The organism is Streptomyces sp. NBC_00029, from assembly GCF_045160505.1.
GTDB lineage: Bacteria > Actinomycetota > Actinomycetes > Streptomycetales > Streptomycetaceae > Streptomyces.
In genome coordinates, this window is the sequence record NZ_CP108292.1 from 6,668,203 (window position 1) to 6,692,968 (window position 24,766).

Genomic DNA, 24,766 nt, shown 5'->3' on the forward strand with positions numbered 1-24,766 from the left:
CGCTCGGCGCAGCGCCGCGCCCTGCTGCTCCGTCCCGCCATTTCTTCCGCTGCGGAAATAACTCAGCGCCCCGACCCAGGGAGTCCTCATGGCCACTGCCACAACCACCGCCGCCACCACTACCGTCACCAGGATCGGCGGCCGCATCGGCGCCGAGATCGGCGGCGTACGGCTCGGCGGCGAGCTGCCCGACGGCACCGTCGCCGAGATCCGGGCCGCCCTCCTCGCCCACAAGGTCGTCTTCTTCCGCGGCCAGGACCACCTCGACGAGGCCTCGCACGAAGCCTTCGCCCAGCGGCTCGGTGCGCCCGTCGCGCACCCCACCGTCCCGTCCGCCGACGGCCGCTACGCCCTCGGCATCGACTCCCACCACGGCGCCCGCGCCAACCAGTGGCACACCGACGTCACCTTCGTCCCCGCCTACCCCGCCTTCTCCATCCTCCGCGCCGTCACCGTCCCCCCGTACGGCGGCAACACCCTCTGGGCCAACACGGCCACCGCCTACAGCAACCTCCCCGAGCCGCTCCGCGCCCTCGCCGACAGCCTGCGCGCCGTCCACTCCAACGAGTACGACTACGCCGCCCTGAAGCCCGACGCGCTCCCCGAGGCCCTGGCCCAGTACCGCGAGGTGTTCACCTCCACCAAGTTCCTCACCGAGCACCCGCTGGTCCGCGTCCACCCCGAGACCGGCGAGCGCACCCTGCTCCTCGGCAACTTCGTCCAGCGGATCAACGGCCTCACCGGCCGCGACTCCCGCGCCCTCCAGGACCTCTTCCAGTCGCACATCGAGAGCCCCGAGAACACCGTCCGCTGGCAGTGGCGGGCCGGCGACGTCGCGATCTGGGACAACCGCGCCACCCAGCACTACGGCGTGGACGACTCCGACGACCACGAGCGCACCCTGCGCCGCGTCACCGTCGACGGCGACGTCCCGGTCGGCCCCGACGGCGAGCCCTCCCGCCTGATCAGCCCGGAGGCCGTCCCGGACCCGGCCTTCGGCATCGCTTCCGGAGCCTCCACCACCGCCTGATCCCCCCGCTCCCCGTACGAATCCCAAGGAGCCCCCGTGCCCAGCCTGCTCGCCATCACCGGCAGCCCCTCCGCCCACTCCCGCACCGCCGTCGTCGCCGACCACGTGCTGCGCCGCCTGGCCCACTCCGGCTTCGAGACCGCCCACCTCTCCGTGCGCGACCTCCCCGCCGCCGACCTCCTCGCCGCCCGCCGCGGCGAGCCCGGGATCCGCCGGGCGCTCGAGGCCGTCGCCGAGGCCGACGGCCTGGTCATCGCGACCCCGGTCTACAAGGCCTCGTACACCGGACTGCTCAAGGCCTTCCTCGACCTGCTCCCGCAGGACGGCCTCGACGGCAAGACGGTCCTGCCGCTCGCCACCGGTGGCAGCCTCGCCCACGTCCTGACCATCGACTACGCCCTGCGCCCCGTGCTCGCCGCCCTCGGCGCCCGGCACGTCACCGCCGGCCGGTTCGTCCTGGACTCCTCCGTCGAGCGCGGATCCGGCCCCGACCGGCTGCGGCCCGAGGCCGAACTGGACCTCTACCAGGCCGTCGACGAGTTCTCCGCCGCCCTGCGTTCGACGCCCACCGCCGCCCTCACCGCAACCCCGTAACACCGCCACCACGCAGGCCCATACCCGTACCGACAAGGAACCGTCATGCCCGCAGCCTTCACCTCGACCACCACCTCCCGACGCCAGTTCCTCACCCTGCTCGGCATCTCGGCGGCCGCGGTGAGCTGCGGCACGGCCACCGCGGGCAGCAGCGGTTCCGGCGCCCAGATCAAGACCCTGAAGTACCAGGGTTCGGTCGGTGCCGTCACGCTGCCCGAACTCGCGGCCGACCTCGGTTACTTGGAGGACCTCAAGCTGGAGTGGGTCGGCAACACCATCAGCGGCCCGCAGGACATCCAGTCCGCCGCCACCGGCCAGACCCACTTCGGCGGCGCCTTCAACGGCGCGATCGTCAAACTCGCCTCCAGCAAGGCCCCCATCAAGGCCGTCATCTCCTACTACGGCGTCGACGAGCACTCGTACAGCGGCTACTACGTCCTGGAGGACAGCCCGATCCGCTCCGCCCGCGACCTCCTCGGCAAGAAGGTCGGCATGAACACCCTGGGTGCGCACTCCCAGGCCGTCCTCGACATCTACCTGAGCCGCAACGGCCTCGCCAAGGCCGACTCCTCGAAGGTCGAGTCGCTCGTGGTGCCGCCCGTCAACACCGACCAGGTGCTGCGCCAGAAGCAGATCGACGTGGGCGTGCTGGGCGGCATCCTGCGCGACAAGGCCGTGGCGGCCGGCGGGATCAGGCCGCTGTTCAGCGACTTCGACCTGCTCGGCAAGTTCAGCGCCGGCTCCTACATCATGACCGAGCGCTTCATCAAGCAGAACCCGGACACCGCACGGACCTTCGTGACCGGCGTGGCCAAGGCCATCGAGTGGGCCCGCACCACCCCGCGCGAGGAGGTCATCGCCCGGCAGACCGAGATCGTCAAGAAGCGCGGCCGCAACGAGGACGCCTCGACCCTCCAGTACTGGCGCTCGTACGGGGTCGCCGAGACGGGCGGCCGGATCGAGGACAAGGAGTTCCAGCTCTGGCTGGACTGGCTCGGCGAGCGCGGCGACATCAAGCCGGGACAGCTGAAGCCCGCCGACCTCTACACGAACGAGTTCAACGGCTTCGGGAAGGGCTGATCCGCCATGGCGAAGATCGTGTTCGAGGAAGTGACCAAGACCTTCCCGACCAAGGACAGGAAGAGCAAGGAGCAGTTCACCGCACTCGACGGCATCGACCTGGAGATCGAGGCGGGGGAGTTCGTGGTGGTCGTGGGCCCCAGCGGCTGCGGCAAGTCCACCCTCCTGGACCTGCTCGGCGGGCTGACCCGGCCGACGTCCGGGCGGATCCTGCTCGACGGGAAGCCGATCACCGGGCCCGGCCTGGACCGGGGCATCGTCTTCCAGCAGTACGCGCTGCTGCCGTGGCGCACGGCGCTCGGCAACGTGGAGTTCGGCCTGGAGGCGACCGGCGTCCCGCGCCGCGAGCGCAGTTCGAGGGCCCGGGAGTTCCTGGACCTGGTCGGCCTCACCGGCTTCGAGGACCGGCACCCGCACGAACTGTCCGGCGGCATGCGCCAGCGCGTGGCCATCGCCCGCTCGCTGGCCTACGACCCGGACGTGCTGCTGATGGACGAGCCGTTCGCCGCGCTCGACGCGCAGACCCGCGAGTCCCTCCAGGACGAGCTGCGGCGCATCTGGCAGCGCACCGGCAAGACCGTCGTCTTCATCACGCACGGCATCGAGGAGGCGGTCTACCTCGGCCAGAAGGTGGCCGTCATGACCTCCCGTCCGGGCCGTGTCAAGGAGATCGTCCCGGTCTCCTTCGGCGCCCGCGGCGCCGGTTTCCTGGGCGAGGACCTGCGTTCCAGCCCCGAGTTCGCCCGGTATCGCCACGAGATCTGGACCCTGCTCCACGACGAGGTGGCCCGCGCCCAGCAACTGGAGAAGGAAGAGGCCACCGTATGACCACCGACATCACGACCCCCGCCGATGCCCCGGCCGACCGACAGGCGGTAAGCGAGGCGGTACGGCAGGACACCGCGCCCGCGGCCCCCGCGACCGCCGACCGGGAGTCCCGCAGGCCGCGGTCCGGTCTCCCGTCGCTGCTGGTACGCCGACTACGCGGCGCCGGCCGGGCGGCCACGGCAACGGCACCCGCCCCTGAGCGGACCCCGACGGCCTCGGCGACCCCGACGGCCTCGGCGACCCCGACGGCCCCGGCGACTCCGGAGGCACCCGCGGCCCCGGAGGCACCCGCCACCGGACCGGACGCCGCGCCCGCGCCGAAGGGCCCCGCCGCCCCGGGCGCCGGTCGAGGCACCGCCCACGGACGCAGCGCCCCGTCCCCCGTCCGGAAGGCCGCCGGGGCACTCGGCCGGTGGCTGCGCGCCGCCGCCCTGCGGTCGGCGGCCCTCGTCGCCCTGCTCGCCCTCTGGGAGACCGCGCCCCGCCTCGGCCTGGTCGACGCCACCTTCCTGCCGCCGGTCAGCGAGGTCGCCACGGCCTGGTGGGACCTCCTGGGCAACGGCCAGCTCGGCCAGCACACCCGGGCCAGCCTCGCCCGCTCCTTCGGCGGCTTCGGCATCGCCGTCGTCGTCGCGGTCCCGCTCGGCCTGCTCATCGGCTGGTACCGGCCGGTGGCCGCGTTCCTCGGCCCGCTGCTGGAGGTGTTCCGCAACACCGCCGCGCTGGCCCTGCTCCCGGTCTTCGTGCTGCTGCTCGGCATCGGCGAGACCTCGAAGGTCTCGATCGTCGTCTACGCCTGCCTCTGGCCGGTCCTGCTGAACACCATCAGCGCGGTGGGCAACGCCGACCCCACCCTGGTCCGACTGGCCCGCTCGATGGACCTGTCCACCCCGCGGCTCTTCCAGAAGGTGATCCTGCCGTCGTCCGTGCCGGCCATCTTCACCGGCATCCGGCTGGCCGGAGCGGTCTCCATCCTCGTGCTGGTGGCCGCCGAGATGATCGGCGCCAAGGCGGGACTCGGCTACCTGATCAACGCCTCGCAGTACAACTTCGCGATCCCGCAGATGTACGCGGGCATCATCACCATCTCCGCCGTCGGCGTGGCCTTCAACCAGCTGCTGGTCACCGTCGAACGCCGTCTGAGCACCTGGCGCGTCCCCGCCTGACGTCCCCCCCTGACGCCCGCGCCTGACGCCCGCGCCGTCCGGGCCCGCCACCGTACGCAACGCCACCGAACACAGGGAACAGCCATGACCGCGAACCGCACCCTCCACCTCAACGCCTTCCTGATGAACGCCGGTCACCACGACGCCGCCTGGCGCCACCCCGACAGCCGGCCCGAGCGGATCACCGACCTGCGCTACTTCCAGGACCTGGCCCGCACCGCCGAGCGCGGCCTGCTCGACTCGATCTTCTTCGCCGACGGGGTCGCCCTGTGGGGCAAGGCCCGCCACAACGCCCTCGGCGGATTCGAGCCGCTCACGCTGCTCTCCGCCATCGCCGCCGTCACCGAGCACATCGGGCTCATCGCCACCGTCTCCACCACCTTCAACGAGCCCTACAACCTGGCACGCAAGTTCGCTTCGCTCGACCACATCAGCGCAGGCCGCGCCGGCTGGAACATCGTCACCTCCGGCACCGTCGACGAGGCCCGCAACTTCAACCGCGACGAACACCTGGAGCACCACCTCCGCTACGAACGCGCCCGCGAGTTCCTGGACGTTGCCACCAAGCTCTGGGACAGCTGGGAGGACGACGCGATCGTCCTCGACAAGGAGCGCGGCATCTACGCCGACACCGACAAGCTGCACCCCGCCGCCCACCGCGGCGAGCACTTCGGCGTCGCCGGCCCGCTCAACGTCCCGCGCTCCCCCCAGGGGTACCCGCTGCTCGTGCAGGCCGGTTCCTCCGAGGACGGCAAGGAGTTCGCCGCCCAGTACGCCGAGGCCGTGTTCACGGCCCAGCAGACCCTCGCCGACGGCCAGACCTTCTACAAGGACCTCAAGTCCCGCCTGGCCAAGTACGGACGTACCGAGAACGACCTGCTCGTCCTGCCCGGCATCGCCCCCGTCATCGGATCCACCGAGGCCGAGGCGAAGGCCCTGGAGCAGCAGCTCACCGACCTCCAGGTGCCGGAGTACGGGCTCGCCCAGCTTTCCGGGATGCTGAACGTGGACCTCACCGGCCTGCCGCTGGACGGCCCGCTCCCGGACCTGCCCGAGGAGCGGGACATCAACGGCAACAAGAGCCGCTTCACCCTCGTCGCCGAGCTCGCCCGCCGCGACGGCCTCACCCTGCGCCAGCTGATCGCCCGCCTCGGCGCCGGCCGCGGCCACCGCGTCTTCGCCGGCACCCCCGAGCAGATCGCCGACCAGCTGCAGGAGTGGTTCACGCAAGGGGCCGCCGACGGCTTCAACATCATGGCGCCGGTCCTGCCCACCGGCCTGACCGCCTTCGTCGACCATGTCGTGCCGATCCTGCAGCGGCGCGGGCTCTTCCGCACCGAGTACACCGGCGCCACCCTGCGCGAGAACTACGGCCTCGGCCGGCCGGCCAACCGGCACACACGGGCAGGCGCATGACCGAGTACGCCGCCGACGTCCTCGTCGTCGGCGGCGGACCGGCCGCCACCTGGGCCGCCGGGGCGGGAGCCCGGTTCGTCCTCGCCGACAAGGGCTACCGCGGTACGAGCGGCGCCGAGGCCGCGGGCGGCACCGGTGTCTGGTACGTCCCGCCCGAGCCCGCCGCCCGGGAGGCCGCCATGGCCTCCCGGGAGGGCCTCGGCGGACAACCGGCGGACCGCCGCTGGATGGCCCGGGTCCTCGACGCCACCCACGACCGGATGAACGAACCGGCCGTGCGGGGGCGTTACCCGTTCCCCACCGGCCCCGACGGGCAGCCGCTCCGGGGCGGCCTGCAGGGACCCGGGTACATGCGGCGGATGCGCATCCGGATCCGCACCCTCCTCAGCGGCGCCCTCGGTACCAACACCGACACCGGCGACGGCGCGCTGTTCGCCGCCGCCTCCTGCCGCAGGACCCGGCCCCGGCGGCGCGCACGTGTGCCGCGCGGCGGCTCAGACGGTGAGGACGATCTTGCCGCGGGTGCGGCCCGCGGCGCTCAGCTCCCAGGCCTTCGCGGCCTCCGCGAGCGGCAGCACGCTCTCGACGTTGACCGTGAGGCGGCCCGAGTCCGCGAGTTCGGCGAGGAAGGTGAGGTCGGCGGTGTCCGGCCGGACCCACAGCTGGTGCGCGCCCTTGGCCGCGGCCTCGTAGTCGGCGATGGACACGACCCGGTCGCGCTGCTTGACCAGGGACTGCAGCACGTCGACGGCTCCGTCCCCATGGAAGTCGAGGCCCGCGTCGATGCCGTCCGGCGCCAGTGCGCGGATCCGGTCGGCCATGCCCTCTCCGTACAGGACCGGCTCGGCGCCGAGGGAGCGCAGGTAGTCGTGGTTGTGCGCGCCCGCCGTGCCGATGACCCGCAGGCCGAGCGCGATCGCGATCTGCACGCCGAAGGACCCGGTGCCGCCGGCCGCGGAGTGGATGACCACCGTCTCCCCGGCCTTGAGGCCCGCGCGGGCGAGCGACTGATAGGCGGTGAGGCCGGCCAGCGGGATGCCCGCGGCCTGCTCGAAGCTCAGCTCGCGGGGCTTGCGGGCGAGGGTGCGGACGGGGGCGGACACCAGCTCGGCGTACGTGCCGAGCTCGACCCACTCCTTGCGGACGTACCCGTACACCTCGTCGCCCGCGGCGTAGTCGAAGGTGTCCTCGCCGACCGCTTCGACGACTCCGGCCACGTCCCAGCCGGGTATGACCGGGTGGCGGACCTCGAGGATCGGGTCGAGGTATCCGGCGGCGAGCTTCCAGTCCACCGGGTTGACGCCGGCGGCCCTGACGCGGACGAGCACCTCGCCCGGGCCCACCTTGGGCTGCGGCACGTCAACGAGCTTGAGGGTGGCGGGAGTTCCGTATGCGCTGTAAGTGATGGCCTTCATGATCGACCCCAACGCGGGGCCACGAACGCGTATTCCGGGCCGTCGGCCGTCGGGCCGTCGGGCCGCCGGGCCGACCGGGCCGGCCGCGTCGTCAGGCCGGCAGGGTGTTGCGGTGCGAGCTGCGCCGGGCCGCGCTGAAGAGCGCCTGGATCTGCGTCCCCGCCTGTTCGACGTCGTCGAGGGGCGAGGGGAAGGGCAGCCGCACGTCGCGGTGGCCGCGCCGCTCCTCCAGCCGCAGGGTGATCCCGTACCGGTCCATGGCGACGGGCAGCGCGCGGACCACGGAAGCGGTCGGCAGCGGCCGGACCAGGCGCAGCAGCAGGGTGACGAGGTCGTGGTGGTCGTCGAGGAGGTGCGTGAGCATGCCCGCCTCGTACGGGGCCAGCGGGTCGGGGCAGGCCGCGTCCAGCTCGTCGAGCCCGACGTGCGAGCGGCCGTCCGCGGTCTCCAGGACGGCCCGGTCGAATTCCATGCAGGTGGAGTTGACGCCGGAGTCGTCGGCCAGGTCGGTGTACGGGGTGAGCAGGCGGCCCAGCACGGTGACGCGGGCGCGCACCCGGTGCCGTACGGGGGTGGGGGCGACGTCGGTGAACTCCAGCCGGATGGTGGGCCGGTACTCGCTCTCGCCACCCGGTTCGGCGGGGTGCAGGTGCAGCCGCCCCATCGGGTCGCTGCCGTCGAGGTGGCGGACCTCCGACCGCAGGCCGTCGGTGACCGCGGTCATGGAGTGGGCGGCGGTGAGGATCGACCGGATGCGCTCGGCATCGGTGGGCCGGTCGGCCGGGGTGGCGGGGGCACCGAACAGGCGCATGCGGATCTCTCCATCGTCCGAGTGACTTAGGTATGCCTAACCTAACCTATCTGGCTCTTGGGGAGTACCCGTCATGGCTCGTGTCGTTGTTGGGCTGAACGGGTGAAACGCGAGAGGATGGGGGGATGCACATGAAGCGCACGGCCGGGGCGGCCCGGTGAGCAGGTACGACGTCACCGACGAACAGTGGGAGGGGCTCGCGCAGGTGGTCCCCCTGCGCAGTCGCAACGAATGGCCCTCCCGGGTGGACCACCGCACGATTCCCAAGGCACCCGGAGCCTCGGCGGCGGAACAGCGGCGCTTCGTGGTGATCAGAGTCCAGATCTTCGCGGACGCCCGCGAGGTGGCCGAGTACCTGATCGCGCAGATCCCGGTGCTGCTCGACCTCACCGGGGCGGACAGCGAAGTGGCCAAGCGGATCCTGGACTTCAGCAGCGGCGTCGTCTTCGGACTGGGCAGCGGGATGCACCGGGTGGACCGGAACGTCTTCCTGCTCGCGCCGGTGGGGACCGAGGTCGAGGGGATCGCGGCCGCGGCCGTCCCCCGATCGTAGGAAGGTCCCCGCGAGGGAACGGTTCGCCGGAGCCGCGGGGGGTCCGGCGGGCCGTACCGTCCCGCGCATGGACGCCACCCTGGACGCGACGGCGGGGCGGACCACCGCCACCGCCGCCGTCGCGTTAGCCGACACCCCTGCCGTTCCCGACGAGGCCGGGCGGGCCGGTGAGCCGCGCACCGCGGTACACCCGGCCCCGTGCCCGCCCCCGCCCCCGCCTCCCGTGACCTCGGCCGCGCCGGCGGGTGGCCGTCCCGCGGAGGCGGCGGAAGTCCCGGAGGCGGCGCAGGCCTCGGCGAGGACGGGGGCCTCGGCGAGGACGGAGGCCTCGGGGGCGGCGGAGGCCGACGCCCCGGTCGTGCCGACGCAGGCCCGCCCCGGCGGTTCCGGCCGTCCTGCCGAGCCCGCGCAGCGGTACCCGAGGCCCGTGGTCACCGAACTGAGGCTCTCCGCCTTCGGACCGCACCGCTCGGCGGTCTTCCCGCTCGGCCCCCTCACCCTCTTCGCCGGGCCGAGCGGCAGCGGAAAGTCCCAGGCCCTTCAGGCTTACGAGGCCATGGCCGCGCTGGGGTCCGGAGCCACCCTGGAAGAGGCCTTCCCCGACCCGCGCGCCCGCATCCCCGAGCGGGCCGTCCCCGACGCCGAGCGCCGGCGCGGGTTCCGCCTCGGCTGCACCGTCGACGGTCCGGCCGGCCCGGTCCGTCTCGACCTCGCCGTCCAGGCCGAGCCCACGCTGCGGATCGTCGGTGAACGCCTCTCGCAGGACGGGCAGATCCTGCTCGCCACCGCCCTGCGCGACCCGGGCCGGCGCTCCGTCCAGGCCGCCTGGCTGACCGGCGGCGCCGTCGGCGTCACCAGGGCCCCGCTGCCCGACGACCGGCTCGGCACGGCGCTGCTCCCGCTCCGCGTCGCCGGGTCCACGACCGGCCAGCGCCAGGTACTGGCCGCCGCCGAGCAGGTGGTCGTGGCCCTGCGCTCGGTGTTCCCGTGCGACCCCCGGCCCGGCCGCATGCGCACGGCCGTACCGCCGGGCGAGGGCCGGCTGCTGGGGGACTGCGCCAACCTGGCCGACGTGCTGCGCCGGACCCGCAGCGAATGCGGCACCCGGCACGCGCTGCTGGCGGAGGCGGCCCGTACCGGCTGTGCGGGGAGCGTCGTGGGGCTGGACGTACGGATTCCCGCCGGCGGCGGCCCCGTCACGGCGGTACTGGACCGCGGCCCGGGCCGGCCCGCCACCGAGCTCGCCCGGCTGGGCGCGGGCGAACTCCGCTTCCTCGCCCTGGCGCTGGTCCTGCTCACCGGGCCGGGGGTGCTGGCCATGGACCCGGCCGCCGAACTGCTCTCCGCGCGGCAGGCGCTGACGGTGCTGGCCGACGGCTTCGACCGGGGCCTCGACCGGCGGCAGAGCGCCGAACTGCTGCGCCTGGCCGGGCTGTCCTGCGGCCGTGGCCACATCAGGCTGGTGGCGGAGGTGGGGGAGGGGACGGCGGCCGCCGCCCGCGACCTGCCGGGCGTCGCAGTGGTAGACCTGGTGCCATGAACGAGACGCAGGAACAGCCGCCCGAGCCGACTCGGCAGCCCGAGCCGTCGCAGCCGGCCGGGCGGCGGCCCGACGAGCGGCTGGAGCAACTGCAGCGCCGGCTCGCGCAGTTCGCGGCGGCGCGCGGCTGGGAGCCGTACCACACGCCCAAGAACCTGGCGGTGGCGCTCAGTGTGGAGGCGGCCGAACTCGTCGAGATCTTCCAGTGGCTGACGCCCGAGGAGTCGGCGAGGGTCATGGAGAAGCCGGAATCCGCCCATCGCGTGGCCGATGAGGTGGCCGACGTGCTCGCGTATCTGCTGCAGTTCTGTGAGGTCCTCGGGGTGGATGTGCTGGATGCGCTCGCCGCGAAGATCGAGAGGAACGAAATCCGCTTCCCCGTGCCGGGTACACCGACACCGAATCGTCACTCTTCGGAGTGATGGACTCATCCACAATCACGTTTGTGTCCACATTTTCCGAATACCCCTGGCTTTACTGGCTCATTGCCCTCACTCTGGGTAGTGGTGAGGACGGCGGGATGTCGTGCGGACGGGGGACGGCATATGGATGCGGTACGGCTCATCGCGGCCGGCCGGCACGCGCTGGCACAGAGCGGGGCTGCGTGGGACATCGTGGGCGAGGCCTGGCAGACCCAGGCGCTCGCGCAGGGCATAGGGAGCTATCTGGCGGTCACCGGGCCGCCGGAACTGAGATCGGAGGCACGGGGACTGGGGGAAGCGGGAGGCAGAGGCTGCGGGGTGATCGACCGGGCGGCCCTGCGCGGAGAGGGCAGCGCGCCCGAGTATCCGCCGAGGGCGGCGCAGTTGAGCGAGGTGTCGGACGTCCGGCAGGCGCTGCTCGGACTCCAGGCACTGCTGGGTGAAGTGGGGATAGCCCTGGTCGGGGTGGCCTGCGGGACGGACGAGGAGGCCCTCTACTGGCAGTGCATAGAGTCGATCGACGCGGCCGACGAGTCGAGTGACCGGGTACGGGCGATCCTGCGCCGCATGACGGTGCGCGAGCGGGGTTCGGCTTCGGGCGTTGCCTGAGGGCGGTACGGGCGGGGTCCCGCCGTGCGCGACGGGACCCGCACGGTCAGGACGGCCGGGAGGACGGGCGCCCGCCCTCGGGGGTGCGGTCCGTGGAGGCCTGGAGATCGGCGTCGAGCCGGGACAGATCGGCGTTCAGTGCCGCCATCAGTTCTTCCATCTGCTGCAGGAGGCCCTTCGGCGCGCCTTCGGCCCGGTCGGGTACCGCGGGCTCCTGACCTGCAAGGTCGGGCGCTTCCTGTGCTGTCCGTCCGGTCGGTCCGGTCTGTGGGTGGGTCTCCGGCGCGGCCTCGTGGGACATCGCGGCCTCCTCGGCTCTGGCCCTTCCGGGGCGGAAGGGGGCGGTGGACGCACCGACGGGAAGCCGCCGGCGCGCGGGCCGGGCGGTCCGGCTCCGTCCGAGCCAACGATCACCGTCCGGGCTGGTCACTGGCGGGCCCGGGGGCGGGCCGTCCGGTTGACGAAGATTCACCCTGCCGGGGCGGGAAGTGCAGGATGGGGGGTATGGATCTTCGCATTTTCACCGAGCCCCAGCAGGGCGCGAGCTATGACACCCTCCTGACCGTCGCCAGGGCCACCGAGGACCTGGGTTTCGATGCGTTCTTCCGCTCCGACCACTACGTGCGGATGGGATCGGCCGACGGCCTGCCCGGCCCCACCGACGCGTGGATCACCCTCGCGGGCCTGGCCCGGGAGACCAAGCGGATCCGCCTCGGCACGCTGATGACGGCCGGCACCTTCCGGCTGCCGGGAGTCCTCGCCATCCAGGTGGCCCAGGTCGACCAGATGTCCGGCGGCCGCATCGAACTGGGCCTGGGCGCGGGCTGGTTCGAGGAGGAGCACAAGGCGTACGGGATCCCCTTCCCGGCGGACCGGATGTCCCGGCTGGAGGAGCAGCTGGCCATCGTCACCGGCCTGTGGGCCACCGGCGCCGGCGACACCTTCGACTACGAGGGCAAGCACTACCGGGTGGAGAACTCGCCCGCGCTCCCCAAGCCCGCCCAGGCCAAGGTCCCCGTCCTGATCGGCGGCCACGGAGCCAAGCGCACCCCGCGGCTCGCCGCCCGCTACGCCGACGAGTTCAACATGCCCTTCGCGTCGATCGCGGACAGCGAGCGGCAGTTCGGCCGGGTCCGCGAGGCTGCCGAGGAGGCCGGCCGCAAGGCCGACGACCTGCGCTACTCCAACGCCCTGGTCGTCTGCGTGGGCAAGGACGACGCCGAGGTGGCCCGCCGGGCTGCCGCCATCGGCCGCGACGTGGACGAGCTCAAGGCCAACGGCCTGGCCGGCTCCCCGGCCGAGGTCGTGGAGAAGATCGGCGCCTACGGCGCCACCGGCTCCTCCCGCATCTACCTCCAGCTGCTCGACCTCGACGACCTGGACCACCTGGAGCTGATCTCCGCCCAGGTGCTGTCCCAGCTCCGCTAGGGGCGCGACCGATGCCTCGCGCGACCGGCCCGCTCGCCGAAGCCCTGGCCCGCAGGGCCGTGCTCCTGGACGGCGGGCTCAGCAATCAGCTCGCCGCCCAGGGCTGCGACCTGTCCGGCGACCTCTGGACGGGCCGGGTGCTCGCCGAGCGCCCGGACCAGGTGGAGGCCGCCCACGCGGCGTACGCGCGGGCCGGCGCCGAGGTGCTGATCACCGCCAGTTACCAGATCGGCCCCGGCCGCGCCGAGTCCACCGCCCTGCTGCACCGCAGCGTGGACCTGGCCGCCCGCGCGGCCGACGCCGCCGACCACGAGGTGTGGGTGGCCGCCTCCGTGGGCCCGTACGGCGCGGTGCTCGCGGACGGCTCCGAGTACCGCGGCCGCTACGGCCTGACCGTGCGCGAACTCGCCGCCTTCCACCGCCCCCGCATCGAGGCCCTGCTCGCCGCCGGGCCCGACGTCCTGGCCGTGGAGACCGTCCCGGACACCGACGAGGCCGAAGCGGTGCTCACCGTCCTCGCGGAGACCGGCGCGCCCGCCTGGCTCTCGTACACGGTGGCCGACGGCCGCACGCGGTCCGGCCGGCCGCTCCCCGGGGCCTTCGCCCTGGCCGCGGCGTCCCCGCAAGTCATCGCGGTCGGCGTCAACTGCTGCGACCCCGCCGATGTCCTGCCCGCCCTCGAGGCCGCGGCCGCCGCGACCGCCAAACCGCTGCTGGCCTACCCCAACGACGGCTCGGTCTGGAACGCGGACACCCGGACCTGGCACAGCCCCCGCACCCCGGCCCCCTGGCCCACCGAGGCCTGGCACACCACCGGCGCCCGCCTCATCGGCGGCTGCTGCCGCATCGGCCCGGACCGGATCGCAGCCCTCCGTTCGCGGCTGCCCGGCCGGCCGCGCTGAGCTGCGACCTCGAAAAACCGGAGGCAGGCCGGGTGGGTGACCAGCAACAATCGATGGTGTGTTCCTGACGATCTCCACCACCGGCTCCCCCGAACGCCCCGCTACCGACCTGGGTCACCTGCTGCACAAGCATCCCGACAGGACGCAGGCGTTCTCCACCTCCCACGGCACCGCCCACGTGTTCTACCCCGAGGCCTCGGCCCAGCGGTGCACGGCGGCACTGCTGCTGGAGGTGGACCCCGTCGCGCTCGTGCGCCGCGGCCGGGGCAAGGGCCGCGGCGGGGCGCCGGACGCCGCCCTCGCGCAGTACGTCAACGACCGGCCGTACGCCGCGTCCTCGCTGCTCGCCGTCGCGCTCAGCGCAGTGTTCCGCACCGCGCTCAAGGGGCAGTGCGCCGCCCGTCCGGAACTTCCGGAGCAGGCCCGGCCGCTGCGCATCGAGATCCCGGTACTGCCCGCCCGCGGCGGCGCCGAGCTCGTGCACAGGCTGTTCGGCCCGCTCGGCTGGGACCTCGTACAGGCCGAGGCCGTGGCGCTCGACGCGCAGTTCCCCGAGTGGGGGGACTCCCGCTACGTACGGCTCGTCCTGGAGGGCGAACTGCGCCTCGCCGACGTCCTGCGCCAGCTCTACGTACTGCTCCCGGTGCTCGACGACGGCAAGCACTACTGGGTCTCCCCGGACGAGGTCGACAAGCTGCTGCGCGCCGGAGACGGCTGGCTCGCCGCCCACCCCGAGAACGGCCTGATCTCCTCCCGCTACCTGGCCCGCCACAAGCGGCTGACCCAGGACGCCATCGAGCGCCTGGAACTGGTCCGCCTCGCCGAGTCCGACGGCAGCGAGGTCGAGGAGCTCGACAACGCGGTGGACGAGGACCGCGACACGGAGGAGCGTCCGGTGCCGCTCGCCGTGCAGCGGCGCGAGGCGATCCTCGCCGCGCTGCGGGGCGCCGGCGCCCAGCGGGTACTGGACCTCGGCTGCGGACAGGGCCAGTTGGTCCAGGCGCTGCTGAACGACCCGGTGTACACCGAGATCGTCGGTATGGACGTGTCCGTGCGCGCCCTGCAGATCGCGGCCCGGCGGCTGCGGCTTGACCGGATGGGTGAGCGGCAGAGCGCGCGCGTCACCCTGCTGCAGGGCTCGCTCGCGTACACCGACAGGCGGCTCGGCGGCTACGACGCGGCCGTGCTCAGCGAGGTCATCGAGCACCTGGATCCGGAGCGGCTGCCCGCCCTGGAGTACGCGGTGTTCGGCTCGGCCCGTCCCCGGACGGTCCTCGTCACCACCCCGAACGTCGAGTACAACGTGCGCTGGGAGACCCTGCCCGCCGGGCACGTCCGCCACGGCGACCACCGCTTCGAGTGGACCCGCGAGGAGTTCCGAGCCTGGGCGGACGAGGTCGCGCGCCGCCACGGCTACGGGGTCCGGTACGTGCCCGTCGGCGACGACGACCCCGAGGTCGGGCCGCCGACCCAGATGGCCGTCTTCACCCAGAACGACACCACCGACACCGCTGACACCACCGACACCCCGAAGGAGGGCGAGGCAGCATGACCGGCACCGAGACCCCCCGTACGCGCACACTTCCCGTCACCGACCTGTCCCTCGTCGTCCTGATCGGGGCCACCGGATCGGGCAAGTCCACCTTCGCCCGCAAGCACTTCAAGCCCACCGAGGTCATCTCCTCCGACTACTGCCGGGGCCTGGTCTCGGACGACGAGAACGACCAGAGCGCCAGCCGGGACGCCTTCGACGTCCTGCACTACATCGCGGGCAAGCGCCTCGCCGCCGGCCGCCTCACCGTCGTCGACGCCACCAGCGTCCAGGCCGAGGCCCGCCGCGGGCTGGTCCAGCTCGCCCGCGAGCACGACGTCCTGCCGATCGCCATCGTCCTGGACATGCCCGAGCAGGTCTGCGCCGAGCGCAACGCCGCCCGCCCCGACCGGGCCGGCCTGCCCCGCGCGGTCATCCAGCGGCACCGCCGCGACCTGCGCCGCTCGCTGCGCGGCCTGGAGCGCGAGGGCTTCCGCAAGGTCCACGTACTGCGCTCCGTCGACGAGGCCGAGACCGCCGAGGTGGTCCTGGAGAAGCGGTTCAACGACCTCACCCACCTCACCGGCCCCTTCGACATCGTCGGTGACATCCACGGCTGTTCCTCCGAGCTGGAGACCCTGCTCGCCAAGCTCGGCTACGAGGACGGCGTCCACCCCGCTGGCCGCACCGCCGTCTTCGTCGGCGACCTCGTCGACCGCGGCCCCGACAGCCCCGGCGTGCTGCGCCGCGTCATGGGCATGGTCAAGTCCGGCAACGCCCTGTGCGTGCCCGGGAACCACGAGAACAAGCTCGGCCGTTATCTGAAGGGCTCCAAGGTCCAGCGGACCCACGGCCTCGCCGAGACCATCGAGCAGCTGGAGGCGGAGCCGGAAGAGTTCGTCCAGGAGGTGCGGGAGTTCATCCGCGGCCTCGTCAGCCACTACGTCCTCGACGGCGGCAGGCTGGTGGTCTGCCACGCCGGGCTGCCCGAGAAGTACCACGGCCGCACCTCCGGCCGGGTCCGCTCGCACGCCCTGTACGGGGACACCACCGGCGAGACTGACGAGTTCGGCCTGCCCGTGCGCTACCCGTGGGCCGAGGACTACCGCGGCAAGGCCGTCGTGGTCTACGGCCACACCCCGGTCCCGGACACGACCTGGATCAACAACACCATCTGCCTCGACACCGGCGCCGTCTTCGGCGGCCGGATGACCGCCCTGCGCTGGCCCGAGCGCGAACTGGTCGACGTACCGGCCGAGAAGGTGTGGTACGAGCCGGTCAAGCCGCTCGTCGCCGAGGCGCCGGGCGGACACTGGGGGTCCCCCCGGACGGAGTCCGGGGGAGGGCGCCCGCTCGACCTGGCCGACGTGCACGGCCGCCGGGTCGTGGAGACCCGGCACCTGGGCAACGTCAACGTGCGCGAGGAGAACGCGGCGGCGGCCCTGGAGGTCATGAGCCGCTTCGCCGTGGACCCCCGCCTCGTCCCCTACCTGCCGCCGACCATGGCGCCGACCGCCACCTCGCGGGAGGAGGGCTATCTGGAGCACCCGGCCGAGGCCTTCGCCCAGTACCGCAAGGACGGCATCGCCCAGGTGGTGTGCGAGGAGAAGCACATGGGCTCCCGCGCGACCGTCCTGGTCTGCAAGGACGCCGACGCGGCCCGGACCCGCTTCGGCGTCGACGGCCCGACGGGCTCCGTCTACACCCGTACCGGGCGGCCCTTCTTCAAGGAGCCGGAGGTCACCGAAGAGGTCCTCGCACGGCTGCGCGCGGCGGTCACCGACGCCGGTCTCTGGGAGGAACTCGGCACCGACTGGCTGCTGTTCGACGGGGAACTCCTGCCTTGGTCCCTGAAGTCCACCGGCCTGCTGCGCAACCAGTACGCCGCCGTGGGCGCGGCGTCCGGCGCCGTCTTCCCGGACGCCGTCGCGGCCCTGGAGGCGGCCACCGCCCGGGGCGTCGACACCGGTGCACTGCTGGAGCGCCAGCGCGGCCGGGCGACCGACGCGGCCGCCTTCACCGACGCGTACCGGCGCTACTGCTGGACCACCGACGGGCTGGACGGCGTACGGTTCGCGCCGTTCCAGCTGCTCGCGGCGGCCGGGCGGTCGCTGGCCGCCGTGCCCCACGACGAGCAGCTGTTCTGGCTGGACCGCCTGGTCGCCGCCGACGAGGCGGCCGGCACCGGGCTGCTGCGCCGCACCGGCCGGATCCTGGTGGACACCGCGGACGAGGACTCCGTACGGGCGGGCACCGACTGGTGGCTGGAGCTGACGGCCGCCGGCGGCGAGGGCATGGTCGTCAAGCCGCTCCAGGCGTACGCCCGGGACGGAAGCGGCCGGCTGGTCCAGCCCGGGGTGAAGGTGCGCGGGCGGGAGTACCTGCGGATCATCTACGGCCCGGAGTACACGCGTCCGGACCACCTGGAGCGGCTGCGCGAGCGGTTCCTCGGGCACAAGCGCTCGCTCGCCCTGCGCGAGTACGCGCTCGGGCTGGAGGCACTGGACCGGCTGGCGGCCGAGGAGCCGCTGTGGCGGGTCCACGAGGCGGTCTTCGCGGTGCTCGCGCTGGAGTCGGAGCCGGTCGACCCGCGCCTGTGAGCGAGCACGCTCGCGGGCGCCGTCGCGGGGGCGGGCCGCGTCAGCACGGTACGTAAAGGAGTGGCCCCCGTACGGCCTCTAATTAGGTCGTATGGGGGAACTTTCGCGGAGAACTCCGGGAAACCCATCGGCGGGATCGTTCAACCAGGGCAGCGGAATGTCCGCGACCCTGGAAGGACGGAACGTCACCTATGAAGATGACCGCGCGCGGAAGCATTGCGGCACTCATGACCTGTATGGCTGCGGCCGGCGCGGCCACCCCGGCCGTGGCCCAGTCGGTACCGGTCGATGTCCCGCTGGACGCCGTGAAGGCCACGCTGGGCGTGGACACCCCGCGCGTGGGCACCGGCGTGCCGATGCCGGTCGTGGGAGCGCCCGAGTCACCCCGCTTCCACAAGGGGAACATGCTCCCGACCCCACTGCTCCCGTCGGTACCGGTCGGCACCGAGCTCGGCAGCACCCTCGTCACCTCCCCGGTGCCGAACCTGCTGGGCAAGCCGGAGACGGACGGCGAGGGATCCGTGAAGGCGCCGGCCACCGACCTGCTGGCCCGGACGCCCGCCCTGGTCGCCGGCGGTCTGCTGACGATGCCGGACGCCTCCAACTCCGGGGTGCCGAACCTGACCGCGCCCGAACTGGGCCTGACCACCCCGGAACTCACCGGCGCCCCTTCGGCGCTTCTCGGCCTCGCGACCCCTCGCTGAGCGGACGCCACGTCAAAAAGCCGTTCGGTCTGGGAATGTGTACGGCATGGGATTCCATGTCGACTCCGAGACCGGGCGGCTTCGCCGCGTCATCCTCCACCGGCCCGACCTGGAGCTGAAGCGGCTCACACCGAGCAACAAGGACGCGCTCCTCTTCGACGACGTGCTGTGGGTGCGCCGGGCCCGCCAGGAGCACGACGGCTTCGCGGACGTGCTGCGGGACCGGGGCGTGGAGGTCCACCTCTTCGGGGACCTGCTGTGCGAGGCCCTCGACATCCCGGAGGCGAGACACCTCGTACTGGACCGCGTCTTCGACGAGAAGGAGTACGGACCGCTCGCCACCGACCACCTGAGATCGGTCTTCGACGGGCTGTCCTCGGCCGAACTGGCGGAGGCGCTGGTCGGCGGGATGACCAAGCGGGAGTTCCTGGAACGGCACGCCGAGCCGGTGTCCGTGCGCTTCCACGCGCTGGACCTGGACGGGTTCCTGCTGGGCCCGCTGCCCAACCACCTCTTCACCAGGGACACTTCCGCCTGGATCTACGACGGGGTGTCCATCAACGCGATGCGCTGGCCCGCCCGGCAGCGCGAGACGGTCCACTTCGAGGCGATCTACAAGCACCACCCGCTCTTCACCACCTCCGGCGCCTTCCACACCTGGTCGCAGGGGCAGGCGGACTATCCCTCGACGATCGAGGGCGGGGACGTACTGGTCATCGGCAACGGCGCGGTGCTGATCGGGATGAGCGAGCGGACCACCCCGCAGGCGGTGGAGATGCTGGCACGGGGTCTGTTCGCGGCGGGTTCGGCGACGACCATCGTGGCGCTCGACATGCCCAAGTCGAGGGCCTTCATGCACCTGGACACGGTGATGACCATGGTCGACGGAGATACGTTTACTCAGTACGCGGGGCTCGGCATGCTCCCCTCCTACACGATCGAGCCGGGCGGCGGGCCGCATGAGCTGAAGGTGACCGACCACCCGGAGGACCACATGCACCGGGCCATCGCGGGGGCGCTCGGTCTGGACTCGATCCGGGTGCTGACCGCGACGCAGGACGTGCACTCGGCGGAGCGCGAGCAGTGGGACGACGGCTGCAACGTGCTGGCCGTGGAGCCTGGAGTGGTCGTCGCGTACGAACGGAACGTGACGACCAACACCCACCTGCGCAGGATGGGCATCGAGGTGATCGAGATCCCGGGCAGCGAGCTGGGGCGGGGCCGGGGCGGCCCGCGCTGCATGAGCTGTCCCGTCGAGCGGGACGCGGTCTGAGACCGGCCGGGCCCGGGGAAGGGGTCCCGGGCCCGGCCGGTGGACCGGTCTGTATATCAATACAGAGGATCGTATAGACTTCCAGCATCCCCTGTCACCGTGACGCTGGAGCGACCCCATGGCCACCGACCTCGCCGGCCGCAGTTTTCTCAAGGAGCTGGACTTCACGGCCGCCGAGTTCCGCGGCCTGATCGAGCTCGCCGCCGACCTGAAGGCGGCCAAGAAGGCCGGGGTCGAGCAGCGGCTGCTGCAGGGCAGGAACATCGCGCTGATCTTCGAGAAGACCTCGACGCGGACCCGCTGCGCCTTCGAGGTCGCCGCCGCGGACCAGGGTGCCCACACCACCTACCTCGACCCCGCCGGATCCCAGATGGGCCACAAGGAGTCGGTGAAGGACACCGCCCGCGTGCTGGGCCGGATGTTCGACGGGATCGAGTACCGCGGTGACAGCCAGGAGGCCGTCGAGGAGCTCTCCGCCCACGCCGGCGTCCCCGTCTTCAACGGCCTCACCAACGACTGGCACCCGACCCAGATGCTGGCCGATCTGCTCACCATGACCGAGCACACCGCCAAGCCGCTGAACCACGTCGCGTTCGCCTACCTCGGCGACGCCCGCTTCAACATGGGCAACTCCTACCTCGTGACCGGCGCGCTGCTGGGCATGGACGTACGGATCGTCGCGCCCCGGGCCTACTGGCCCGCCGAGTCGGTGGTGGCCGCAGCCCGGGAGCTCGCGGCGGAGAGCGGCGCCCGCCTCACCCTGACCGAGGAGGTGGCCGAGGGGGTCGCCGGGGCGGACTTCGTCGTGACCGACATCTGGGTTTCCATGGGCGAGCCCAAGGAGGTCTGGGACGAGCGGATCGCGGCCCTGTCCCCGTACGCGGTGACCATGGACGTGCTGCGCGCCACCGGGAACCCGGACGTGAAGTTCATGCACTGCCTGCCGGCCTTCCACGACCTCGGCACCAAGGTGGCCCGGGAGATCCACGAGCGGCACGGCCTGGAATCCCTGGAGGTGACGGACGAGGTGTTCGAGTCCGAGCACTCCATCGTCTTCGACGAGGCCGAGAACCGGCTGCACACCATCAAGGCCGTACTTGTCGCCACGCTCGGCCGGCCCGGCCGGAGTGACGCATAGTCATACGCCGGGGCCGAATGCCGTGCCGTGGCGGGGTCACGCCCTGCCGGGGCCGGTCTGCTGCGCGGGCAGGGTGAACCACACGGCCTTGCCGCCCGGGGTGGGGCGGTGACCGCAGTCGGAGCTCAGGGCCCGGATCAGCAGCAGCCCGCGGCCGTGCTCCTGCCAGAGGTCGGGGCGGTCCGCGGCCGGACGGGCCGACAGGTTGCCGGGCGGGCTCGGATCCCCGTCGTGGACCTCGACCTGGCAGCCGCTCGCCAGCAGTTCCACGACCAGCTCGATCGGGGCGCCGGAGCGGGTGTGCTCCACGGCGTTCGCGACCAGTTCCGCCGTCAGGAGCTCCGCGGTGTCCCGGTCGGCGGGTGCGTCGGTGTCGGCCAGCGCGGTGCGGACGAGGGCGCGGGCGAGGGGCACGGCGGCCGCCGTGCGGGGCAGGGCGATCCGCCAGGCGGAGGCGTCGGGCAAGGAAGGACCATCCGTTCCGGTGTCGGGTGTCGCGTCGGGAGCGAACCGTGCGCAAGTGGAGAGCTCCCGCTTTCAACGATACGAAGTCGAATTCTCGTCCCGCAGGGCACCCCGGGCGCAAAAGTGTCGCGCTTCTGTGACGGCAGTCACGATCTGGTGATACCTTCGGTGGTGTGAGCCCCTTCACCGGTTCCACACCAGCGACCGAACGGTGGCACCACCTCCGGATCACCCGGCAGGACGGCGTCGCCACCGTCACCTTCGACCGCCCCCAGAAGCTGAACGCGCTCACCTTCGGTGCCTACGCCGACCTGCGCGATCTGCTCGGCGAACTCTCCCGCGAGCGCTCCGTGCGCGCCCTCGTGCTCGGCGGCGAGGGGCGCGGCTTCTGCTCCGGCGGGGACGTCGACGAGATCATCGGCGCCACCCTCGCCATGGACACCGCCCAGCTCCTCGACTTCAACCGGATGACCGGCCAGGTGGTCCGCGCCATCCGCGAATGCCCCTTCCCGGTCATCGCCGCCGTGCACGGCGTGGCCGCCGGTGCCGGGGCCGTACTCGCGCTCGCCGCCGACTTCCGGATCGCCGACCCCACCGCCCGCTTCGCCTTCCTCTTCACCCGCGTCGGCCTCTCCGGCGGCGACATGGGCGCCGCCTACCTGCTGCCCCGGGTCGTCGGCCTCGGCCACGCCACCCGGCTGCTGATGCTCGGAGAGCCCGTGCACGCGGCCGAGGCGGAGCGGATCGGCCTGCTCAGCGAGCTCACCGAGGAGGGCAAGGCCCACGTACGGGCCGCCGAACTCGCCGCGCGCCTGGCCGCGGGCCCCGCCCTCGCCCATGCGCAGACCAAGGCGCTGCTCACCGCCGAGCTCGACATGCCCCTGGCCGCGTCCGTGGAACTGGACGCCGCCACCCAGGCCCTGCTGATGCACGGCGAGGACTACGCGGAGTTCCACGCGGCCTTCACCGGGAAGCGGCCGCCGGAGTGGAAGGGCAGGTAGTCACATGACTCCGGGTGCCATGCGGGTCGCCGTCGTCGGCGGGGGACCGGGAGGGCTGTACGCCGCCGCACTGCTGGCCCGCCAGGGCCACACGGTGGAGGTCTGGGAGCGGGGCGCCCCGGACGACACCTTCGGCTTCGGCGTGGTGCTCTCCGACGAGACCCTCGGCGGCATCGAGCGGGCCGACACCGTCGTCCACGCCGCCCTGAGCGCGGAGTTCGTGCGCTGGGACGACGTGGACATCGTCCACCGGGGCCGGCTGCTGACCTCCGGAGGCCACGGCTTCGCGGCCATCGGGCGGCGCCGGCTGCTGGAGATCCTGCACGAGCGCTGCGCCGGGCTCGGCGTCCGGCTCCGTTTCCGCTCACAGGCCCCGGCCGCGGCCGTGCTCGCGGCCTCGTACGACCTGGTCGTCGCGGCCGACGGGGTGCACAGCGCCGTCCGGGAGGCGGACTCCGCGCACTACGGCCCCACGCTCACCGCCGGACGCTGCCGCTACATCTGGCTCGCCGCCGACTTCGCCTTCGACGCCTTCCGCTTCGAGATCGCGGAGACCGAGCACGGGGTCATGCAGCTGCACGCCTATCCCTACTCGGCGGACGCCTCCACCGTGATCGTGGAGATGCGCGACGAGGTGTGGCGGGCGGCCGGCTTCGACCTGTGCGACGAGGAGGAGTCGGCGGCCCGCTGCGCCAAGATCTTCAGCGAGGCCCTGCGCGGACGCCCGCTGCACTGCAACCGCTCCACCTGGACGCAGTTCCGCACCGTCGTCAACGCGCACTGGTCGCACGGCAACACGGTGCTGCTCGGCGACGCGGCGCACACCGCCCACTTCTCCATCGGTTCCGGCACCAAACTGGCGGTGGAGGACGCGCTCGCGCTCGCCGAAGCCGTGGCCGCCGCGCCGGACGACGTACCGGCCGCCCTCGCCGCCTACGAGACGGCCCGCCGCCCCGCGGTCGCCAGCACCCAGCGGGCGGCGGCCGCGAGCCGGCACTGGTTCGAGGAAATCGCCGGCTACGTCGACCAGCCCGCGCGGCAGTTCGCCTTCAACCTCCTCACCCGCAGCCGCCGGGTCACGCACGAAAACCTGCGGCTGCGCGACGAGCGGTTCACGCGGGCGGTGGAGCGGGACTTCGGCTGTCCGGACGGCACCCCCGCGATGTTCACGCCGTTCACCCTGCGCGGCCTGACCCTGCGCAACCGGGTCGTCGTCTCTCCGATGGACATGTACTCCGCCGAGGACGGTGTGCCGGGGGACTTCCACCTCGTGCACCTGGGCGGGCGGGCCCTCGGCGGGGCCGGGCTGGTGATGACCGAGATGGTCTGCGTGTCCGCCGAGGGCCGGATCACCCCCGGCTGCACGGGCCTCTACACCCAGGAGCAGACGGCCGCCTGGAAGCGGATCGCCGACTTCGTCCACACCTCGGCGCCCGGCACCGCCCTCGGCGTCCAGCTCGGGCACGCCGGCCGCAAGGGCTCGACGCGGCTGATGTGGGAAGGCATGGACGACCCCCTGCCGGAGGGCAACTGGCCGCTGGTGGCCGCCTCCGCGCTGCCCTACCGGCCCGGCGTCTCGGCGCTCCCGCGGGCCCTGGAGCGCACGGACCTGGCGGCGCTGCGCTCCGAGTTCGCGGCCGCCGCGGTCCGGGCCGCCGACGCCGGATTCGACCTGCTCGAACTGCACTGCGCCCACGGCTACCTGCTCTCCGGGTTCCTGTCCCCCCTGACCAACCACCGCACCGACGAGTACGGCGGCTCCCTGGAGAACCGGCTGCGCTTCCCGCTGGAGGTCTTCGACGCGGTCCGCGCGGTCTGGCCCGAGGACCGCCCGATGACGGTCCGCCTCTCGGCCACCGACTGGGCACCCGGGGGCACGTCGTCCGAGGAGGCGGTGCGGATCGCGGCCGCCTTCGCCGCCCGCGGCGCGGACGCCATCGACGTCTCGACGGGCCAGGTGGTCGCGGACGAGGCCCCCGAGTACGGTCGCTCGTACCAGACCCCGTACGCCGACCGGATCCGGGGCGCGCTCGGCGTCCCCGTCATCGCGGTCGGCGCCATCTCCTCCTGGGACGACGTGAACTCCCTGCTGCTGGCCGGCCGCGCCGACCTCTGCGCTCTGGGCCGCCCCCACCTCTACGACCCCCACTGGACCCTGCACGCGGCCGCCGACCAGTCCTACGAAGGCCCTGGTGCGCCCTGGCCGGCCCCGTACCGCGCGGGCAGCCGCCCCCCGCCGACGGGCCGCGGCTAGGCCGTC

General features: G+C 72.8%; 23 protein-coding genes. 19 read left to right on the top strand and 4 right to left on the bottom strand.

Features of this window, described 5'->3' with window-relative positions:
• The first annotated feature begins 88 nt into the window (after positions 1-88).
• The 6 genes from OG753_RS31070 to OG753_RS31095 all read left to right on the top strand — a co-directional run bounded on the left by OG753_RS31070 (position 89) and on the right by OG753_RS31095 (position 6,114).
• Positions 89-1,030, top strand: a complete 942-nt coding sequence (locus tag OG753_RS31070; protein WP_405790989.1) for a TauD/TfdA dioxygenase family protein — start codon at positions 89-91, stop codon at positions 1,028-1,030.
• Positions 1,031-1,066: 36 nt separating this feature from the next.
• The gene (ssuE, locus tag OG753_RS31075) at positions 1,067-1,624 is read left to right on the top strand and encodes an NADPH-dependent FMN reductase (protein ID WP_327264903.1); all 558 of its coding nucleotides are present in this window, start codon (positions 1,067-1,069) and stop codon (positions 1,622-1,624) included.
• A gap of 45 nt (positions 1,625-1,669) precedes the next feature.
• Positions 1,670-2,704, top strand: coding sequence for an ABC transporter substrate-binding protein (locus OG753_RS31080; protein WP_405790990.1), 1,035 nt, complete (start codon positions 1,670-1,672; stop codon positions 2,702-2,704).
• 6 nt (positions 2,705-2,710) lie between these two features.
• On the top strand, positions 2,711-3,532 hold the full coding sequence (locus OG753_RS31085; RefSeq protein WP_327264905.1) for an ABC transporter ATP-binding protein: 822 nt from the start codon (positions 2,711-2,713) through the stop codon (positions 3,530-3,532).
• 416 nt (positions 3,533-3,948) lie between these two features.
• Positions 3,949-4,698 carry an ABC transporter permease gene (locus tag OG753_RS31090; RefSeq protein ID WP_405792873.1) on the top strand — a complete coding sequence of 250 codons (750 nt, stop codon included), beginning with the start codon at positions 3,949-3,951 and terminating at the stop codon, positions 4,696-4,698.
• A gap of 84 nt (positions 4,699-4,782) precedes the next feature.
• Positions 4,783-6,114, top strand: coding sequence for an LLM class flavin-dependent oxidoreductase (locus OG753_RS31095; RefSeq protein WP_405790991.1), 1,332 nt, complete (start codon positions 4,783-4,785; stop codon positions 6,112-6,114).
• 494 nt (positions 6,115-6,608) lie between these two features.
• Here the strand turns inward: OG753_RS31095 and OG753_RS31100 are convergent, their stop codons facing one another.
• Positions 6,609-7,529 carry an NADP-dependent oxidoreductase gene (locus OG753_RS31100; protein WP_405790992.1) on the bottom strand — a complete coding sequence of 307 codons (921 nt, stop codon included), beginning with the start codon at positions 7,527-7,529 and terminating at the stop codon, positions 6,609-6,611.
• 91 nt (positions 7,530-7,620) lie between these two features.
• A complete protein-coding gene (locus OG753_RS31105) occupies positions 7,621-8,340 on the bottom strand; it encodes a DUF2470 domain-containing protein (protein WP_405790993.1) in 720 nt (239 codons plus the stop codon).
• A gap of 157 nt (positions 8,341-8,497) precedes the next feature.
• Here OG753_RS31105 and OG753_RS31110 point away from each other — a divergent pair, with 157 nt between their 5' ends.
• From OG753_RS31110 to OG753_RS31125, 4 genes are all read left to right on the top strand, one after another.
• Positions 8,498-8,893: a cell division protein SepF gene (locus OG753_RS31110; protein WP_189739116.1), complete on the top strand. Its 396-nt coding sequence runs from the start codon at positions 8,498-8,500 to the stop codon at positions 8,891-8,893.
• A 358-nt stretch (positions 8,894-9,251) separates the two neighbouring features.
• The gene (locus OG753_RS31115; RefSeq protein WP_405792875.1) at positions 9,252-10,433 is read left to right on the top strand and encodes an AAA family ATPase; all 1,182 of its coding nucleotides are present in this window, start codon (positions 9,252-9,254) and stop codon (positions 10,431-10,433) included.
• Positions 10,430-10,855 carry a nucleotide pyrophosphohydrolase gene (locus tag OG753_RS31120; RefSeq protein WP_405790994.1) on the top strand — a complete coding sequence of 142 codons (426 nt, stop codon included), beginning with the start codon at positions 10,430-10,432 and terminating at the stop codon, positions 10,853-10,855. The genes OG753_RS31115 and OG753_RS31120 overlap by 4 nt, the downstream gene beginning before the upstream one ends.
• A 123-nt stretch (positions 10,856-10,978) precedes the next feature.
• Entirely contained in the window at positions 10,979-11,464 is a 486-nt protein-coding gene (locus OG753_RS31125) for a DUF6099 family protein (RefSeq protein ID WP_327264911.1), read from the top strand.
• Positions 11,465-11,510: 46 nt separating this feature from the next.
• On the opposite strand, the gene OG753_RS31130 is transcribed toward OG753_RS31125, so the two are convergent.
• Entirely contained in the window at positions 11,511-11,765 is a 255-nt protein-coding gene (locus tag OG753_RS31130; RefSeq protein ID WP_405792996.1) for a hypothetical protein, read from the bottom strand.
• Positions 11,766-11,968: 203 nt separating this feature from the next.
• On the opposite strand from OG753_RS31130, the gene OG753_RS31135 reads away from it, so the two are divergent.
• From OG753_RS31135 to argF, 7 genes are all read left to right on the top strand, one after another.
• Positions 11,969-12,892, top strand: a complete 924-nt coding sequence (locus OG753_RS31135; RefSeq protein ID WP_327264912.1) for an LLM class F420-dependent oxidoreductase — start codon at positions 11,969-11,971, stop codon at positions 12,890-12,892.
• 11 nt (positions 12,893-12,903) lie between these two features.
• The gene (mmuM, locus tag OG753_RS31140; RefSeq protein WP_405790995.1) at positions 12,904-13,794 is read left to right on the top strand and encodes a homocysteine S-methyltransferase; all 891 of its coding nucleotides are present in this window, start codon (positions 12,904-12,906) and stop codon (positions 13,792-13,794) included.
• Between the two features lie 58 nt (positions 13,795-13,852).
• Positions 13,853-15,346 carry a 3' terminal RNA ribose 2'-O-methyltransferase Hen1 gene (locus OG753_RS31145; RefSeq protein ID WP_405790996.1) on the top strand — a complete coding sequence of 498 codons (1,494 nt, stop codon included), beginning with the start codon at positions 13,853-13,855 and terminating at the stop codon, positions 15,344-15,346.
• Positions 15,343-17,925 (top strand): polynucleotide kinase-phosphatase, encoded by a 2,583-nt coding sequence (locus OG753_RS31150; protein WP_327264915.1) that lies wholly within the window; start codon positions 15,343-15,345, stop codon positions 17,923-17,925. Before OG753_RS31145 ends, OG753_RS31150 begins: the two co-directional genes overlap by 4 nt.
• Before the next feature lie 227 nt (positions 17,926-18,152).
• Positions 18,153-18,629, top strand: a complete 477-nt coding sequence (locus tag OG753_RS31155) for a hypothetical protein (RefSeq protein ID WP_327264916.1) — start codon at positions 18,153-18,155, stop codon at positions 18,627-18,629.
• Positions 18,630-18,675: 46 nt separating this feature from the next.
• Entirely contained in the window at positions 18,676-19,902 is a 1,227-nt protein-coding gene (locus OG753_RS31160; RefSeq protein WP_327264917.1) for an arginine deiminase, read from the top strand.
• A 118-nt stretch (positions 19,903-20,020) separates the two neighbouring features.
• Complete coding sequence (argF, locus tag OG753_RS31165) at positions 20,021-21,040, top strand: ornithine carbamoyltransferase (RefSeq protein WP_327264918.1); 1,020 nt, start codon at positions 20,021-20,023, stop codon at positions 21,038-21,040.
• Positions 21,041-21,076: 36 nt separating this feature from the next.
• Here the strand turns inward: argF and OG753_RS31170 are convergent, their stop codons facing one another.
• A complete protein-coding gene (locus OG753_RS31170) occupies positions 21,077-21,505 on the bottom strand; it encodes an ATP-binding protein (protein WP_405790997.1) in 429 nt (142 codons plus the stop codon).
• A gap of 173 nt (positions 21,506-21,678) precedes the next feature.
• Between OG753_RS31170 and OG753_RS31175 the strand changes: the two genes are divergently transcribed.
• A complete protein-coding gene (locus OG753_RS31175) occupies positions 21,679-22,506 on the top strand; it encodes an enoyl-CoA hydratase family protein (protein ID WP_327264920.1) in 828 nt (275 codons plus the stop codon).
• A 4-nt stretch (positions 22,507-22,510) separates the two neighbouring features.
• Positions 22,511-24,760: a bifunctional salicylyl-CoA 5-hydroxylase/oxidoreductase gene (locus OG753_RS31180; protein ID WP_405790998.1), complete on the top strand. Its 2,250-nt coding sequence runs from the start codon at positions 22,511-22,513 to the stop codon at positions 24,758-24,760.
• The last annotated feature ends 6 nt before the right edge of the window (positions 24,761-24,766 follow it).